The organism is Halorubrum halophilum, from assembly GCF_000739595.1.
In the GTDB taxonomy this organism is placed as follows: Archaea; Halobacteriota; Halobacteria; order Halobacteriales; family Haloferacaceae; genus Halorubrum; species Halorubrum halophilum.
The window spans coordinates 1-14,377 of record NZ_BBJP01000027.1; the positions used below are offsets into that span (position 1 = coordinate 1).

The window sequence follows — 14,377 nt, forward strand, 5'->3', positions numbered from 1 at the left end:
CGCCGTCGGGCCCGATCCCCCCGCCGATGTGGCGGGCGTGCTCGCTGACGGTCAGCAGTCGATCGACGTTCTCCTCGACGACCGCGGCGCTCTCCTCGCCGCCGTCGGCGCGCTCGCTGAGGATCTCGACCCGCCCGCTGACGACCGTCATCGCGTTCCGGATGTTGTGCCGGAGCACGCGGTTCAACACCGTGAGCTGGTCGTTCGCCTGTTCGAGCCGGTCGTTCGCCCGTTCCAACTGGTCCTGCGTGCGCTGCTGTTGCGCGTCAGTTACGCCGAACGCGAGCCCGAACACCGACCCGACGGACGCCGCGCCGGCGATGACGACGAACGGCCCCGTGGGCGGCGGTCCCTGGCTCATCTCGTAGACGACGAACAGCAGTGCGACGGCGCCGAGTGTCAGCGCCCCGAGCGCGCTCCAGCCGGTGACACGGAGGGTGTACGCCGGGAAGAGCGACGATCGAGCCACCGGAACCGCCGCGGCGACGACCAGCGCGCTACACGCGATCGGGACCACCGCGCCAGTCACGATCGCGGCCGGGTCGCTCATCGCCGACAGCGAGGTCAGGTGGTAGCCGAGGGGAACGAGGCCGACGGCCGCGAGCAGCCCCAACTCCCCGACGTTCCGGAGCCGTGTCGTCCGCATTGAGATGGATTCGTCATCACTGGGATTTAACCATTCTCGACTCGGTATCAACTCGAAGAATCGGGGACGGCGATCTGACACCGGGAGTCGGTGATCGCGGTCCGTCGCGGTTACGTCTCGCCGAAGCCGGGGGAACCGGCGTTCAATTGCCGGTATCGATGACGGACCGTCGCACGGCCGAACCGCCCTCAACGCGGGACGAACGAATCGTTCGATCTCCGCCGCCGCCGCTCGCGTGTCTGCCGAACTTCCGCCGTCCGGTAGCCGATTCATCGCGACAGACGGACGGTAAGATTCCCCGAATCCGGCGTCACAGATCGCTTCAACTGCGGTCCATAACGGAGGGATTTCCCCCGCGGGTCGCCAGCCGTCGACATGGCCAGTCTCATCGGATCGCTGTGGCATCGGTATCGATCGGTACCGCTCATTTACCGCATCGCGGTCGCGTTCCTCCTCGGATCGCTCGCCGGCGCGGTCTTCGGTGAGCGAATGACCGTCGTCGAGCCGTTCGGCGACCTCTTCTTGCGCCTGCTCAACATGCTCGTCGTCCCGATCATCGTCTTCACGCTGCTCACCGGGATCAGACAGCTATCCCCGGCGAAGCTCGGGAAGATCGGCGGCGCGACGGTCGGGCTCTACGCCGTGACGACGACGCTCGCCGGGCTGATCGGGCTCGCGGTCGCGAACCTGCTGCAACCGGGCCGCGGCGTGGAGTTCACGGGCGGCGAGGCGCAATCGCAGGCGCCGCCGTCGCTGACCGAGGTCGTCCTCGGGATCGTCCCGAACAACCCGGTGGCCGCGATGGCCGAGGGGAACCTGCTCGCGACGGTCTTCTTCGTGATCGTGTTCGGCATCGCGCTCACCTACGTCCGGGCGCAGAAGCCGGAACTCTCGGACAGCGTTGACGGCGTGTTCGGGGCGTTCAAGATCGGCGCCGAGGCGATGTTCGTGGTCGTCCGCGGCGTGTTGGAGTACGGGGTCGTCGGCGTGTTCGCCCTCATGGCGGTCGGCATCGGCACGGAGGGCGTCGGCGTGTTCTCCTCGCTCGGCGCGCTCGTGCTGGCGGTCGCCGTCGCGGTCGTCGTCCACATCTCGTTTACGTACCTGTTCGTGCTCATGCGCGTCGTCGCCGGCGTCTCCCCGGTCGCGTTCCTCAGGGGCGCGAAGGACGCGATGGTCACCGCCTTCGCGACGCGCTCCTCTAGCGGGACGCTCCCGGTGACGATGACGAACGCCGAGGAGGACCTCCGGATCGAGGAGCGGGTGTACTCGTTCGCGCTGCCCGTCGGCGCCACCGCCAACATGGACGGCGCCGCGATCCGGCAGGCGATCACCGTAATGTTCGCGGCCAACGCCGTGGGACAGCCGCTCGCGCTCACCGAACAGCTCCTCGTGTTGGTCGTCGCCGTGCTGATCAGCATCGGGACCGCGGGCGTCCCGGGCGCCGGGCTCGTCATGCTGACCGTCGTGTTGAGTCAGGTCGGCCTCCCGCTGGCGGTCGTCGGCTTCGTCGCCGGCGTCGACCCGATCTTAGGCCGCATCGCGACGATGAACAACGTCACCGGCGACCTGGCCGTCGCGACCGTGGTGGGCAAGTGGAACGACGCCATCGACTTCGGCGACGGCGTGTGGGCTCGGTAGGGCGATCGGTGGCGGAGGCGTGTCGGGCGGCCCCGAACCCAACTGTTTACGCGAATGTTTTCGAACGCTGAAATTATCTATCACTGACAGAAAACAACCCTTAAACCGACCCGCCGACCACCCGCCGATCGCACGATGACGCGGAGACGAGACGCCGACGCCGCGACGGACCGAGCGACGCGGGGAGCCGAGCCGTGAGCGACGGGCCGACCCTCCGGATCGTCGACGACGCGGACGACGATCCGGGCGGCGCGGTCCCCGCGCCGGTGCCGCCGGACGACCCGGAGGCGTGGTACGCGCCTGCAGTTCGCGCGCAGTACGAATCGGAGCCGGGGGTCGTCGCGACCGTCCGCGAGCGCGACGGCGGCCGGTTCGGGTACGACGTACGCGAGCCGCCGCTGTCGGCGGTCGACGAGCGCGCGCTCGACCGCGTCCGCGACCACTTCTCCGGGGTGCGTCACCGCCGCCCGCTCACGCGGGTCGGGGTGAACGAGCGCGCCGAGGCGGGGTTCGAGCCGAAGTACGAGCGCGCGCTCGACCGACTGCTCGACGCGAGCCCGGCGGCGCGCCGCCGGATCGGCTATCACGCCCTGCGCGACCTCCGGCTCCTGGGCGACGTGACGCCGCTCGCCTTAGACGACCGGATCGAGGTGGCCGACGTGGGCGACGAGCGCGATCTGGTCGTCCACACCGAGACGTTCGCGCCCGTAGAGACCGGTCTCGACGCCGACGCGGAGTACGTCGAGCGCGTCGCCGCCGAGCGGCTCGCCCGGTACGCGGTCGGCTTCGCCGGGCTCTCGGTCGAGGTGGTGGTCGCCCGCGAGCGCCTGCTCGGCTCCGACGCGTTCGAGACGAAGTACGCCGTCCGCGAGCCCGACCTCCTCCCGGGCGACGAGGCGCTGATCGAGGAGTGCAAGGAGCGCATCTGGGAGACGACCGTCAACGGTGTCGTCGACGACCGCGAGGCGTTCGTCGCCGAGCACGCCCGGCGGTTCCTCTCGCGGCGGCTCACCGCGCGCAACACCCGCGCGTGGCTCGGCGCGGCCGCCCACCGCGCCCGCTCCGCGCTGGCCGACCGCGGGCTCGCGGTCCCGCCGGTCGACTCGCGGTACGCCCGCGACCGGCTCGACGACTTGGCGTACTACGTGCTCCGCGACTTCGTCGGCGAGGGGATACTCACGATTCCGATCCGCGACCCGAACCTGGAGGACGTGGAGGCGAACCGCGTCGGCGAGCGCGTGAAGGTGGTTCCGCGGGCTTCGGTCTTGGAGGGGACCGGAGACGGCGGCTCCGAGGACGGGAACTCCGAGCGGACCGGCCGGCGCGTCCCGACCAACCTCGCGTTCGACGACGAGACCGCGTTCGTCAACGTCGTCACCGGGCTGGCCGCCCGCGACGGCACCGAGCTCAACGCCTCGACGCCGTCGGCGAAGGTGAATCTCGACGTCTACGGGATCGACGAGACGATCCGGTGTGCGGTGGCGCTGCCCGTCATCTCGGAGGGCGGCCCGCACGTCTCGATCCGCAAGCAGAGCGCTGACGCCCTGACGCCCGTCAACCTGGTCGATCAGGGAACGCTCTCGCCCGATCTGGTCACCCTGCTGTGGCTGCTGTACGAACACCGAGGGACCGTCCTCTTCGCCGGGCCGACCGGGGTGGGGAAGACGACGCTGCTCAACGCTAGAAGTCAGCATCTACTAGTAGACAGTACCACCGCAAATACCGTTACAGGCTCCGTCTGAGCCACTTCGACTTGTGAACCTGAGAAACCCCTACATCGCTTTCTTCTAATTGCTCAACTACACCGTCCATATGTCTCCTGCCAGCGACCAAGCATCCCCTATCGAGGTCGTCATTAGTAGATAGGATTTCATCGATATTCTCGGCCATTACCTCGTCCCGTTCTGAGAGAGTCCAGTAGGCAAACGGAACGACTGGCATAAATCCGACTGCAATCGCAAAGATTAGAACTCCGATTGAGGATGCCATCACTCCCAGTACGAAGATGACTGCGGTTATCGCAAACCAGAGCCAACTGAACACCGTAACTGCGAGTCCCACCTCACTTGCTCTACGTGGGATATTCAAATCGACTGGCTCAATATCGATTTCCTTTCTCTGAGCCACCGTCTCCGTGGCGACTCCATCAACAGGCTTGAATTGGCGAGTGAGAAGGAAACCAATTATCCCCCAGAACCAGTCCAAAATAATCCCGGTGAGATAGAGCGCGGGGTTCCGAAGAAGCATACCGCGTTCATCGGAATCATCGGGTTCCTCACGCGGCCCTTCTACAAAGAGAACATCAGCATCATCTGCAAATTCATCGAGTTCGTCCGTCACCTTACTGAGACGGTCTACGTGTAGTGTTCCAAAAGCGTCAACTTCTGACATTAAGTCAGCAATCTCACCCACCTCATATGATAGTTGTCGGTGAGAAAACGAGGTTGTGGTAATCTCTTAGATTCCCAGCCGGTAGATGTTCTCTCGATAGAGGTCTTCGATGTCCTCGTAGTAGGTGTGGAGATAGGAGTCAATCGGCTCCTCCATCGACCCTTTCTCCACAGAGTCGCCACGCATATACTTCACCAGTTCGCGGTTCACGTCCTGCTCGACACGCCACCACGTCGAAAAGCGGTGTCGCCCGAAGTGGCTCGTTACCGGCTTGTATTCCTCCGTCTCTGCGTACTCCGGGTGGAGTTCCTTCTTCCAGACCGTGTTGATGGCCTTGTGGTCCATCTTCGAGTGGCTCGTTTCCGACAGGAACAACCACGGCGAACCGTTGTCCGGGCGAACCAACAAGTACCGCACGAGCAACCGACGCATCTCACCATCAAGCGGGAGCATCCGCGCACGGCCTGACTTGTTCCTCGGTCGCTCGTCTCCCGGCGGAACGTAGATGACGTTCTCTCGGTCTGCAAGCCGGTCCTCCGAACTCAGTTCCGGGTAATGCGACTGAATCTCGCTATTTCCCATCGCAATATCGCTCAGTTTGATGTTCGATACCTCACTCGCACGGAGACCGAGTTTGAATTGGAGGCAGATTATCGCCCGGCTACGAAGGTGCGTCACGCCTCGCACCATCTCCTGAAGTTCCTCAACGGGGATTCGGCGGTGCTTCTTCCCGTCGGGCACTTCCAGATTCACCTTGTCGCGGGCGAGCGTGAACGGGTTGTAATCCTGCGGGTGCGGGAAGCCAGCCGAATCCTGCCAGAAACGATAGGCACGATTCAGTTTCCGCAGTTTCCCTTTCACCGTTCGCGGGTGGTTGTCCTTCGAGTCGGGCGACAGTTGCCACTCGATGAACCGAACAACGTGCTGGTCACTCGGACACGCCGGGTGTCGGTCCTCACGCTCCATATGCTCGCGCCACTCGGCGTAGACACTCCGGTAGTTCCGGCGCGTGGTGCTATTGAGGTCCTTCGAGAGTAACACGTTCTCGATGAACGGCACGAACGGGTCAACGTCTATCTCCTCAAACTTCGACTCGAACTCTGCCAGCGGGTCTGTCGTCTTCCCGAACGCCTCGGCTATCTTCTCCGTCGAACTGCTCTCACGCTCCGCTATCGGCGCGTCACTCATCGTTCTCCCTCCGGTACTCTCTACGACTATTCCGAGTCTGCTTCGTCCTCCAATCCCACAGCTCTCCGGCTGCGTCACCAACGGCAGCGGCCATCAATACCGGGTGATAGAGATGTGGATATTCAGTATGCCACTGCAACCAGTCGTAGAACTCCCGCACACGAAGCCAGTAATCGTGCGCTCCTCGCATGGATTTCGCCCCCAGAAGTTCCGCAGACCACGCTTCCACATCGTCGGGCAGGGCAAACGCGTGATGACGTTCACGGTCGGTCATATGGTCCTTCCAGTGGTTACCCACGCGGTCCACATCATCCTCGTACCCTTCGTAACTGCCTTGCTCATACTGGTGTTCGTCGCAGAACTCCTGCCAAATATCCCTGCCCTCGTAGGCATCAGTGAGATGATGCAGCCGACGACGACTCCGCACTTTGTCCATCCGGTTCAATTTCCCCATCCGGTCGTCAGGGTCAGGCGACTTCTTCGGGTAACTCATCGCTGCCCCTCCTGCTGAACGGATTCAATCGGATAGTAGGCGTCGTTGTGGACTTCTACTGACTCGCCTTCCATCACTTCCAGATGCTCGTTCGCTCGCTCCGGCACGGACTCGCGCAGATGCGTCTTGATGTCCTCGAAGGAACAGCCCGGATTCCGCTCGACAAACCGGCGAATCTCCGCCGAGTCCGAGCGGTACAGCCGGTCCTCCAACTTGCTGATTCGCTCGCGGGACGAGTCGAGTTCGCTCTTGAGGTCGTCGCGCTGCTCGCGGAGTTCTTCGTTCGTCTTGTCCGGCTCTACGTCCGGGTCAATCTTCTTCATCCCCGCCTCGACCATACTGGCGATGAACCCGGACACGCTCATATCGAACTCGTCGGCGTGGTCCTTCCACCGCTCGTACTGCTCTCGCGTCGGATACGCGGCGGCCATCTGCGTGTTCTCCGCCGTTTCAGTAGGCATCGGCCCACAACACCTCCCTGACCACCATACTGATGAGTGACCGTGACACGTCGAACTCGTCTGCGAGGTCGGCCTGCGTCACGTCCTCCGACTCGTATCGCTCACAAATCTCTCGCGCTTGCTCGGACGTGAGTTCCGCGTTCGGATTCTCCTCACCCGGCGACGAGAACACGTCGGGGCCGTGTTCGCCAAAGGCGTGAACCATATTCATCCGCTGATTGCCCAGCATCAGGTGGGCCGGATTCACGCACGACTCGTTGTAGCACTCGTGGAGAACAAGCGCATCACCGGGGTCCGAACCGTTGGCTAACGCCCACGCTATCCGGTGGGCTTGGTGATAATTCCCGTCGAGCGTGAACCGTCCGTATCCGTCGCCAAACGTACCCGCCTCCCACGGCCAGCAGGAAGCCGGGATACGTTCATCGTACTTCGCCTCGAACCGCTCTCGCGCCTCCTCAACGCTCTCAACGTCGATGGGATTCCGGTCTATCATCGCGACTCACCCCCGTCCGTACCGACACGGTGAACCGGACTGCTACCCGCCTCGAACCGCGACTCCGGCAGGTTGGGGTGGCGCTCTTTCAACAGGCCGATGACTTCCTCCGGCCCACTCACGCCGCTAACTTCGACAGCCTTCTCAACCTTCCCGTGACCGGGGAACACGTTCTCGCCGCGAGAGAGTATCGAGTCGAGGTCTGCAAGACACTCCTCCAATCGCTCGTTCTCACGGGTCGGACTGTCCTCCGTCGCCTGCTGCTGTCGGGCGTGAATCTGTCGCTCCACGTTGTCGTCGATGGATTCGCGGAGCATTTCGAGTTCATCGACAACTTGCTGCCGCGAGAACGCTTCGCCATCCTCGAATCGTGCTATCGTCTCCTCAATCTCCGACAGCGTTTGCTCGCGCTGCTCCCGCGCTACGTCGTTCTTTTCCTCGGCTTCCACTACCTGCTCGCCGTACGCTTCTGCTCTCAGACCCCGCTGCATCGAACCTGAGTAATCCTTCTCCGGGTCGTTCTTGACTATCTCTGCTGCCTCTACGGGAACGTAGAGGCTGGTTTTACGCATCTCGCTCGTATCGTCGTTCGATTTCGTCATGTCGTTCGTGTTGTCGTGATTCGATTCACGAACGACGGTAGGGACCAGAAATCCTTTTGCCAGCGCATCGCGTACGCTAACACGGACACGGGTCCCACCGTCGTCCGGCTCGATTCCCACGTCGCGCCACCGTGGAACGGAGACCCCGTCCAAAGTCCTCCGTTCCTGCTGTCGATTCACTCGTTAGTCGTGCGTATCACCCTCGAACAGAGCGGTATGCAGCGGAATCCAAAACACACGGCCTTTCGCACCCGTCTTCTTCGACCGAATCTCGCCGTCCTCAACCAGCGACATACACTTCTTGTACGTCGCACTCCGCGACCGGTCGAGTACGTCACCGATTTCACGAGCAGTCAACGGCTCGGCCACATCCTTGCGGCTTTTCAGTACGTCGAGGACATCGGTCTCGTCGTACCGGTCAACGGAGCCGCCACGACCGTCGCTTGGTTCTGATTCATCCGCTGCTTCTCCACCGCTCATTTACGTTTGTATATAAGACCCGCAGAAACTTTAACGTTTCGGAGTACTGACACGAGTTAGAGAAACAGACATACTGTAACGCCACGTTTAGGTTTAATCTCTGATACGAGTTCGAGCGCGCCGCTTCCTCACCACAGAAACGTGTCCCCGACAGGAGCAGCGACCGCCGGCAGCAATCACCCACCCCTATGAAGGGATGTATATATACATACGAAGGTGTGTGAGTGAGTGTATATACACATACGTCGTGAGGTGACGACGTGATTCGAGCGAATCGATACGTCGAATCAGGACAGAACGCGGCGATGACTTCGCGTCCGGTACAGTAAGACGCTCTGATACTACCTGATACAACCCACGTCTGCGGCGACAACGTTCCCCCGTCTGGCGGTTTGATGGCTGGCAACTCGTGTTTGTAGGCTACTCCGCTACCACCACCAGACGTGTGTCTCACCGACTGGCTTCGACGACGGGCCGGGCGCGTTATCGAGCAGGTCGAACGCGGTCTCCGGCGAAAGCCCCAGTTCCTCCGCGACTTCCTCGGTGGAGACGACTGGGTTGTACCGCATATTCGTCTCCCGATTGACGATGGTGGCGGCGTCGTCGGGTGTGACGTTCCGCGATGCTTGCTCAGTCATCGCTCCGTTCCTCCCACGCCGACCGTCCGGCAGCCGGTACGTCTCGGTCGGAGTGGCGATTATCGCCACTCGTCTCTGCGTTCTGTCGCTGCTCCCACGCGGAACGTCCAGCGGCGGGAGAGTTGCCGTCCTCGTCACTCGCGTTCAGTCGGCGCTTTTGGGTCTTGCTTCCGCCGGGCGCACCTGCTGGCCCGTAGTTGGGCGTGTCGGACTTCCGCTGTTCGTACGCTGTCCGACCGGGGGCCGGAGCGTTGTTGCTCCTGCTGGTCTGGTTCGTTCGACTCCGCCCGTCGTCGTCCATCGAAGCGTGGAGTTCCTGTACGTCCTTGGTTAGTGCGGCGAGTTGGTCTCGAAGCCGCTCGATTTCTGGACTGCTCATATTCGTGGTTTCGGTCGCTGGTGATTGCTCGTCGGTACAATCCGCACACACGCAGTTGACTCGCGGAGCCGCACAGCCGTCTGCTGGCGAACACCGCGCCATCACCTCCATATTGTCAGGAAAGACGGCGATGTGGTCGGGGAATAGCGGGCCTTGAATCAGGTCGTAGTGGTCGCCCTGAAACGTTCCGGTAGTGTGTTCGTCGTCCACCGTCGCGTACCCCGCGCTCACGTTCAACTGCTCGCCTGCTCGCAACTCCTCAACTACCTGCTCGGCGGTATCCCCGATGCTCTCGGCCTTCTCCACGTCAACTAACGCGGTTCCGCGCAGTTTCTCGCCACCGACAAACTCCGGGTCGAAGAACTCCCCGATGACGATACCCGTGTACGCAGTCGGATGTCGGGCTGTCTTGTCCCGGTTCTCCGGGTGGGAGAACGTGATGGGAACGCCATCCCACGCCTCGACGGTCTCCGCGATGCTCTCAGAGGGGAGGTACTCTTGCGTCCCGTTCTCGGGATAGTCGAGTACCATCTCGCGGAGGGGAACCAGCGGGAACCGCAGGTACTCGCGTCCGTTCCGCTGGACGCTTCGCACGTTCGCGCTACCGACCGAGTTCTGGAACCAGCCGTTTGTTCGCTCGGTCGCTTCCATCTTCTCAGTCACGCCTCGGCCACCTCTTGCGCCTCAAGTTCGGCAACCCGTTCGCGGGTCGCGTCACGAATCAACTCGCTCGCCGTCGCATACCCGCCGTCTTCGCAGACGGCTTCAACTCGGCGGGCGAGCGAGTCCGGTATCTTTGGTCGCATCCGTACACTTTGTGTACGGGCCGCCAGCCCCAAAACGCTATTGTGGTATAAACCTCCGCTTCGTGGCTTCTAACGCCTGATTCGAGTTGAATCGAGCGGTGGTTTTGTGACCCTCCAGCGCATACCCTCTGGTGGGGCCAAGGCCCCTGCTCGTCGTACCAGAGTGGCTGGCTCACTTCGGAGGCTATGGCGAGCGAGTCAGTCGGACATGTTGGTGAACGTGTGCCTCCACGTTCTCCTTCTCCATACTGGCGAATGCCTGAACCGAGGGTAACAATAAGGCGACGGGTCTGTTTTGCTTACTCAATTGATGGCAGAACACTCTCTCAACCCGGACGAAATAGAGGTGGAGGCAGAGTTCTATTTTATACAGGACGACGGTAATCCTTCTCTCAGTTCTGCCCAATTACAACTCACGGACGTAATGACCAGACGTGGATACGACATACTACATCAAGGTCAACGAGTCTGGGAATATATGCTCCAACAGCGTCAGCCCGCTCCGGGATATTGGTGGCGACTAAAGCGGAAACTTGGGCTGGCAAATGAGGCTGATAGAAAGGCTGAACAGAGCATAGAGAATCTGAGGGGAACGCGAGATAATTATCCATATCGCATCAAATTCAGATTCATCCCAACCTCGTGGGAAAACGGCGACGAGGGTTACGTCGTGGAGGTCGAATGTATTCCCGCAATTCGGGACAAAATCGACCAACTGAGTGGTGATTTTGAGGATGCAGACCCCAAGAGTGCGGTAAGGACAAGCAAGAGTGAACTACGAGATATTGCTACAGAAGTCGGATTTAGTATCCTACGGGAACCGTTCACTCGTGCTGAAAACCACGAACCGACGTTGGAACAGCATCTTCGTAAGCAACTTCAGGAATACAAATATGGCTCGTACGTAACTCAGTTCGCCGATGATGCAGATGAAGCCCTCCGGTATTCCCTCATTCGACCAGCGATTTGCGCGTACGTCCACGGCATCGAGTGGGCTATCATCTGCTATCTCGCGGAGATGGAAAACCGCGATTTGATGGAAGAAGAAGGCTATGGGCGAGGAGAAGGCTTCAAAGGTTTAATCAGTAAAATCGAGGAGACCGGCCAAGTCAAGCAAACCACTTCTGAAGCGTTGCGACAAATGAATACTGAGCGTGTTTGGATGGCTCATCACAAGGAGGGGGAAGTGTCTGAGATTGAGGTGCGACGTGTTAAGCAACGCTTCTCTATTCTGCTGGAAGAACTATTCCTCTAAGTCTGACTGGCCTATCTCTGAACATTCGGTGGCGTTCAATCTACTAGTATATCCTGACGATTCAACGCTCACACGCCCTTCATCCCGTTCGACGACCGGCCGGTGTCGATCGACGAGGGGTCCCGCGAGGTCCGGCTCCCGCACGAGACCGGGGTGTCGCTCACGACGCGCGACCACGAGGACGCGTACAAGGCCGTGAGCATGTCGGAGCTGATGGCGGAAGCGAACTACCTCAACCCGGACGTGGAGGTGATCGCCGAGATCAACACGCCCGCGAGCTTCGAGACGTTCGCGGAGACCCTGAACACGGGACACGGCGTGATCGGCACCACCCACGCCGAGGACGTGGAGGCGCTCGTCAACCGCGTGATCGAGCGCGGGCTCCCCGCGTACCTCCTCCGCGAGGTCGATCTGGTCGTCTTCCCGCGGCAGGTCGACGGAGAGCGCTACGTCTCGCGGGCGGTCGAACTCCTCTCCGAGGCGGAGTACGAGGCGCTCGATCCGGAGGCGACGCGCAGCCAGACGGGGAACCCCAAACACGGCGGCGCCGGCGTCGTCGACAAGGGGGCCGAAGAGGTGTACTACAACACGGTCGCGTGGCGCGACGCCGACGGAGAGTTCCGGTTCCCGGGTGTTCCCGATTCCGAGGGCGACGCGCCGACCGCGTCCCGTGAGGGGCGCCGTCTCCACGCGCTCGCTCGCGTCGCCGACAACACCGACCGCGATGTCGACGCCGTCGAGTCCGAGTTCGCGTCCAAGCGTCGGTACGTCGAGTACCTCGTCCGCGAGGGGGTCGACGACTTCGACGCACTGTTCGAGTTCCTCGCGGACCTCCGGACCGACGAGGCGGCGACCGTCGAGCGCGCCGCTCGCACGATGGGCGGAGAGGGGCGGCCGTGAGCGGGAAAACCCGGACAGAAACCGACGCCGCGGGAGGTCGTCACGCCCTCGACGCGGCCGAGGCCGACGGGTTCGCGCGGGCCGGCGGCTCCTCGGTGGCCGACCGCGTGCTGTACGCCCTGTTCGCGCGTCACGCGAGCGACCGCCGACACGACGCCGACCGGAAGCGGTACCGCGGGACCACGCTCGACACGGGCTTCGAGACGTACCTGTCGCGGGTGTACGGGCTCTCGTGGATCCTCTGCGTCGCAGTCATCATCCCGGCGCTACTCGTCGCCGCGTCGACCGTGCCGGGCCTGCTCGCGGCGGTCGACGCCCGGCTCGGCGCGCGCTCGCCCGTCCCGATCGCGTCGCTGTCGCCCGAGCGCGTCGCCGTCGTCGTCGCCGGGCTTGCCGGATTCCTCGCGAAGCGCGCGACGGTGCGGCTCGGCGGGCTCCACCTCCGGTGGCTCACGGCGACGCGCCGGACCGACATCGAGCGGACGCTCCCGCCCGCGGTCCGCTACCTCGAACTGCTCGCGGCCGGGAGCGACGGCCCCCGAGAGATGGTCGAGAAGGCCGCCGCGAACGACGCGTACGGCGGGACCGCGGCGTCGCTGCGGAAGGCGCTCAACGCCGCGCGGCTCGCCGGGAGCCTCGACGAGGGGTTACGCCGGGTCGCCCGCGACACGCCCTCGCGGGAGCTGCTCGCGCCGTTCCTCCTGAAGTTCCGCAAGTACGCGGCGACCGGCGACGCGGCGCTCGCGGAGTACCTCCGGACGGAGCGCCGGATGCTCGCGCACCGGCAGGACCGGGCCCGGAAGCGCGCCCGAAGATTCTTAGAGCTGCTCACGGAGCTGTTCGTCGTCGTGTTGGTGTTGCCGGCGCTGCTCGTCATCGCGGCGACCGCGCTCACGGTCGTCGTCCCGGAGCTGCTCCCGCCGGTCGACACCCCGGTCGGCGTGGTGCCGACGCGGGCGGTCGTCCTCTACGGCGCCGTCGCCTTCCTCGTCGCCATCGGCCTCGTCGGCGCGGTCGCGGTCGGCACGCTCCGCCCGCCCAACCAGCGCGCGAGCTACGACCTGCCGGCGACGCCCCGGGAAATCCTCGCCTCGGTCGGGCGCAATCCCGCCAGCGCCGCGGTCGTCTGCGCGCCGCCCGCGGCCCTACTCGCGGTCGGGCTCGCGTTCGAGGGATACACCCTCGTCAACGTCGGGCTGCTCTCGTACGCCGCCTTCGCGCTCCCCGTCGGCGCCGTCGCGGGGAGGCGCACCCGGATCGACGACGCGAAGGACCGCGAACTGGCGGACTTCGTTCACGCCGTCTCCGGCCACGTCGCGCAGGGGCGGCCCTTCCCCGCGGCGGTCGAGGCGGTCGCGCGCGACGCGGACCTCGGCGTGCTTGACGACGACGTGGCCGACCTCGCGTTCGCGCTCCGGTCGACGACCGCGACGGGGGGAACCGGAGGCGTCGGGGGCGCGGGAGGCGCCGAAGCGCCGGGGGCCTCGACCGACGTCCGCGCGGCCGCGATCGACCGGTTCGTCGACCGCGTCGGGACCCCGCTGGCCGAGGGAACGCTCGGGCTCGTCACCGACGCCCTCAACGCCGGGAGCGACGCGGACGCCGTCTTCGAGACGCTCCGGATCGAGGTCGGGCGGCTCTACAGCGAGCAGCGCGCGCTCCGCTCCTCGATGCACCCGTACGTCGCGGTCGGGTGGGCGGCGGCCGCGCTGGTCGCGGCGGTCGTCGCCGTCGTCAACACGCAGGTGATCGACGCCGCGCGGCTCGCCGACCTCGCGGGCGCCACCGACCTCGTGACCGAGCCGGAGACGGTGCTCCCCGATCTGGAGCGCTTCCGGCTGTACGTCGTCACGCAGGCGACGATGCTCGCGTCGGGCTGGTTCGCCGGCACCGCCTCCCGCGGTCGCTACGCGGCGCTGTTCCACTCCGGCCTGCTCGTGGCGATCTGCTACGCGGTGTTCACCACGGGCGGGCTGGTGTGAGCGGGGGTCCGCGCCCGCTCCG

At 63.7% G+C, this 14,377-nt stretch carries 13 protein-coding genes and 3 pseudogenes; 5 read left to right on the forward strand and 11 right to left on the reverse strand.

Features of this window, described 5'->3' with window-relative positions:
- Positions 1-646 (reverse strand): annotated as a pseudogene (locus ACP96_RS09360) (sensor histidine kinase); the annotation flags it as partial.
- Between the two features lie 375 nt (positions 647-1,021).
- Here ACP96_RS09360 and ACP96_RS09365 point away from each other — a divergent pair.
- Entirely contained in the window at positions 1,022-2,287 is a 1,266-nt protein-coding gene (locus tag ACP96_RS09365) for a dicarboxylate/amino acid:cation symporter (RefSeq protein WP_050033110.1), read from the forward strand.
- Between the two features lie 194 nt (positions 2,288-2,481).
- Positions 2,482-4,023 (forward strand): annotated as a pseudogene (locus tag ACP96_RS09370) (ATPase, T2SS/T4P/T4SS family); the annotation flags it as partial.
- On the opposite strand, the gene ACP96_RS09375 reads toward ACP96_RS09370, so the two are convergent.
- The 10 genes from ACP96_RS09375 to ACP96_RS19890 all read right to left on the reverse strand — a co-directional run bounded on the left by ACP96_RS09375 (position 4,013) and on the right by ACP96_RS19890 (position 10,218).
- The gene (locus tag ACP96_RS09375) at positions 4,013-4,678 is read right to left on the reverse strand and encodes a hypothetical protein (protein ID WP_154020441.1); all 666 of its coding nucleotides are present in this window, start codon (positions 4,676-4,678) and stop codon (positions 4,013-4,015) included. The pseudogene ACP96_RS09370 and the gene ACP96_RS09375 overlap by 11 nt on opposite strands.
- Positions 4,679-4,744: 66 nt before the next feature.
- Positions 4,745-5,866 carry a tyrosine-type recombinase/integrase gene (locus ACP96_RS09380; protein ID WP_050033112.1) on the reverse strand — a complete coding sequence of 374 codons (1,122 nt, stop codon included), beginning with the start codon at positions 5,864-5,866 and terminating at the stop codon, positions 4,745-4,747.
- Positions 5,859-6,359, reverse strand: a complete 501-nt coding sequence (locus ACP96_RS09385; RefSeq protein WP_050033113.1) for a hypothetical protein — start codon at positions 6,357-6,359, stop codon at positions 5,859-5,861. Before ACP96_RS09385 ends, ACP96_RS09380 begins: the two co-directional genes overlap by 8 nt.
- Positions 6,356-6,820, reverse strand: coding sequence for a hypothetical protein (locus ACP96_RS09390; RefSeq protein ID WP_202593936.1), 465 nt, complete (start codon positions 6,818-6,820; stop codon positions 6,356-6,358). Before ACP96_RS09390 ends, ACP96_RS09385 begins: the two co-directional genes overlap by 4 nt.
- Positions 6,810-7,313, reverse strand: a complete 504-nt coding sequence (locus ACP96_RS09395; protein WP_050033115.1) for an HNH endonuclease — start codon at positions 7,311-7,313, stop codon at positions 6,810-6,812. Before ACP96_RS09395 ends, ACP96_RS09390 begins: the two co-directional genes overlap by 11 nt.
- The gene (locus ACP96_RS09400) at positions 7,310-8,035 is read right to left on the reverse strand and encodes a hypothetical protein (RefSeq protein ID WP_154020442.1); all 726 of its coding nucleotides are present in this window, start codon (positions 8,033-8,035) and stop codon (positions 7,310-7,312) included. The genes ACP96_RS09395 and ACP96_RS09400 overlap by 4 nt, the downstream gene beginning before the upstream one ends.
- A gap of 63 nt (positions 8,036-8,098) precedes the next feature.
- The gene (locus ACP96_RS09405; RefSeq protein WP_050033117.1) at positions 8,099-8,395 is read right to left on the reverse strand and encodes a hypothetical protein; all 297 of its coding nucleotides are present in this window, start codon (positions 8,393-8,395) and stop codon (positions 8,099-8,101) included.
- 428 nt (positions 8,396-8,823) lie between these two features.
- The gene (locus tag ACP96_RS09410; protein ID WP_050033118.1) at positions 8,824-9,033 is read right to left on the reverse strand and encodes a hypothetical protein; all 210 of its coding nucleotides are present in this window, start codon (positions 9,031-9,033) and stop codon (positions 8,824-8,826) included.
- The gene (locus ACP96_RS09415; RefSeq protein WP_050033119.1) at positions 9,026-10,075 is read right to left on the reverse strand and encodes a DUF2213 domain-containing protein; all 1,050 of its coding nucleotides are present in this window, start codon (positions 10,073-10,075) and stop codon (positions 9,026-9,028) included. Before ACP96_RS09415 ends, ACP96_RS09410 begins: the two co-directional genes overlap by 8 nt.
- Positions 10,072-10,218 carry a ribbon-helix-helix domain-containing protein gene (locus ACP96_RS19890; protein WP_369693803.1) on the reverse strand — a complete coding sequence of 49 codons (147 nt, stop codon included), beginning with the start codon at positions 10,216-10,218 and terminating at the stop codon, positions 10,072-10,074. The genes ACP96_RS09415 and ACP96_RS19890 overlap by 4 nt, the downstream gene beginning before the upstream one ends.
- 310 nt (positions 10,219-10,528) lie before the next feature.
- On the opposite strand from ACP96_RS19890, the gene ACP96_RS18640 reads away from it, so the two are divergent.
- The 3 genes and pseudogenes from ACP96_RS18640 (at position 10,529) to ACP96_RS09430 (ending at position 14,355) form a co-directional block, all read left to right on the forward strand.
- Complete coding sequence (locus ACP96_RS18640; protein ID WP_154020443.1) at positions 10,529-11,473, forward strand: hypothetical protein; 945 nt, start codon at positions 10,529-10,531, stop codon at positions 11,471-11,473.
- A 63-nt stretch (positions 11,474-11,536) separates the two neighbouring features.
- Positions 11,537-12,373: pseudogene (locus ACP96_RS09425) on the forward strand (secretion system protein); the annotation flags it as partial.
- Positions 12,370-14,355, forward strand: coding sequence for a type II secretion system F family protein (locus ACP96_RS09430; RefSeq protein WP_050033121.1), 1,986 nt, complete (start codon positions 12,370-12,372; stop codon positions 14,353-14,355). The pseudogene ACP96_RS09425 and the gene ACP96_RS09430, both read left to right, overlap by 4 nt.
- Positions 14,356-14,377 lie beyond the last annotated feature (22 nt).

Coding starts and splice junctions, on each gene's coding strand:
- ACP96_RS09365 (WP_050033110.1), top strand. CDS start 1,022: ATGGCCAGTCTCATCGGATCGCTGTGGCATCGGTATCGATCGGTACCG.
- ACP96_RS09395 (WP_050033115.1), bottom strand. CDS start 7,313: ATGATAGACCGGAATCCCATCGACGTTGAGAGCGTTGAGGAGGCGCGA.
- ACP96_RS09405 (WP_050033117.1), bottom strand. CDS start 8,395: ATGAGCGGTGGAGAAGCAGCGGATGAATCAGAACCAAGCGACGGTCGT.
- ACP96_RS18640 (WP_154020443.1), top strand. CDS start 10,529: ATGGCAGAACACTCTCTCAACCCGGACGAAATAGAGGTGGAGGCAGAG.
- ACP96_RS09380 (WP_050033112.1), bottom strand. CDS start 5,866: ATGAGTGACGCGCCGATAGCGGAGCGTGAGAGCAGTTCGACGGAGAAG.
- ACP96_RS09390 (WP_202593936.1), bottom strand. CDS start 6,820: ATGCCTACTGAAACGGCGGAGAACACGCAGATGGCCGCCGCGTATCCG.
- ACP96_RS19890 (WP_369693803.1), bottom strand. CDS start 10,218: ATGCGACCAAAGATACCGGACTCGCTCGCCCGCCGAGTTGAAGCCGTC.
- ACP96_RS09385 (WP_050033113.1), bottom strand. CDS start 6,359: ATGAGTTACCCGAAGAAGTCGCCTGACCCTGACGACCGGATGGGGAAA.
- ACP96_RS09410 (WP_050033118.1), bottom strand. CDS start 9,033: ATGACTGAGCAAGCATCGCGGAACGTCACACCCGACGACGCCGCCACC.
- ACP96_RS09375 (WP_154020441.1), bottom strand. CDS start 4,678: ATGTCAGAAGTTGACGCTTTTGGAACACTACACGTAGACCGTCTCAGT.